The organism is Bradyrhizobium sp. (assembly GCF_016462955.1).
Taxonomy (GTDB): Bacteria; Pseudomonadota; Alphaproteobacteria; order Rhizobiales; family Xanthobacteraceae; genus Bradyrhizobium.
In genome coordinates, this window is the sequence record NZ_JAEMSD010000738.1 from 1 (window position 1) to 1481 (window position 1481).

Below are 1481 nucleotides of genomic sequence, written 5' to 3' on the forward strand. Positions count from 1 at the left end.
GCGCAATGCCCCAGTTCGCGACCGGGCCGAGCTTCATGGTCAGCCCGAAGAACGGCAGCATGGTGTCGCAGGCGATTTCCGCGATGCTGTTGTCGTTGCCCTTGAGGGTCGCGCCGGTGAGCTTGCCGTCGGAACCGGACAGCGCGGTGACCTGACCGAGCCGCAGATCCATCTTGCCGCCGGCGACCAGCGCGCGCATCTGCTCGACACTGTGGGGCGCGGCGCGAAACTCGTCGCGCCGATGCAGCAGAGTGATGCGCTTTGCGATCGGATGCAGATTGAGCGTCCAGTCGAGCGCTGAATCGCCGCCGCCGACGATCAGCACGTTCTTGTCCCGGAACGTCTCCATCTTGCGCACGGCGTAATGCACCGAAGTGCCTTCGTAGGCCTCGATGCCTGGCACCGGCGGACGTTTGGGCTGGAACGAGCCGCCGCCGGCCGCGATCACCACCACCTTGCATTCGAACACCTTGCCCGCATCGGTGGTGCAGCGAAACAGGGGGTCGCCGATCTTCTCCACCGTCTCGACCATCTCGCCGAGATGGAAGGTCGGATGGAACGGCTTGATCTGCTCCATCAGCGCATCGGTGAGGCCCTGGCCCGACACCTGCGGAATTCCCGGAATGTCGTAGATCGGCTTTTCCGGATAGAGCTCGGCACACTGGCCGCCGACCTTGTCGAGGATGTCGACGAAATGCGCCTTCATGTCGAGAAGGCCGAGCTCGAAGGCGGCGAACAGACCGCAGGGGCCGGCGCCAATAATCAGCACATCGGTTTTGATCACGTCGCTCATGTCGTCTCTTTATCGGTCGTTATCGGTTGGACGGCGCCCGTTGGGCCGAGGTGACCCTGCCTGTCTAGCCAACGGGGATGGATCAGGGAAGGCATAAAAGCGGCATCGCCCTGCGGCCCCGCCCACTTGCCGGTCCAGAATAACTGGGCTGTAACGAGGATGGATATGACGGAGATCAATCGGTGAACGCACCAGCCCGCCTCGACACGACGCCTCGCCTCGAGGACTATCCGTTTCGCCTCGGCGACAACGTCCGCTTCGGCGACCTCGACCCGAACCAGCACGTCAACAATGCGGTTTACGCCACCTATTTCGAGACCGGCCGCGTCACGCTGATGAAGCTTCCGGAATACGGCCTGACGCCGCCGGGCCTCGCCTGGATCATGGTCCGGCTCGACATGCATTTTCGCGCCGAGCTGCACTGGCCCAATACGATCGAGCTTGGCCTCGGCGTGGTGAAGCTCGGACGGACGTCGGTGACCTTCGAGCAGGTCGTGTTCTCGAACGGGAAGTGCATCGCCTCGGCAACGTCGGTCGGCGTCCTTCTCGACGAGGCGACGCGGCGGCCCGCGCCGCTGACCGCGGAGGTGATCGAGAAGCTCAGACCCTGGCACAAGCGCGGCATCGAGGTCGCGCCGCCAGCAAGCTCGTCTATTGATTCAGCCCTGTTCAGGGGACGGATCAGGCC

At 63.9% G+C, this 1481-nt stretch carries 2 protein-coding genes; one reads left to right on the forward strand and one right to left on the reverse strand.

Features of this window, described 5'->3' with window-relative positions; all coding sequences use genetic code 11:
- Positions 1–793, reverse strand: a 793-nt coding sequence (locus tag JHD07_RS37630; RefSeq protein WP_291631397.1) for an NAD(P)/FAD-dependent oxidoreductase, incomplete at its 3' end; no start/stop codon positions are given.
- A 182-nt stretch (positions 794–975) separates the two neighbouring features.
- Here JHD07_RS37630 and JHD07_RS37635 point away from each other — a divergent pair.
- On the forward strand, positions 976–1481 hold a 506-nt coding region (locus JHD07_RS37635), incomplete at its 3' end, for a thioesterase family protein (protein ID WP_291631398.1).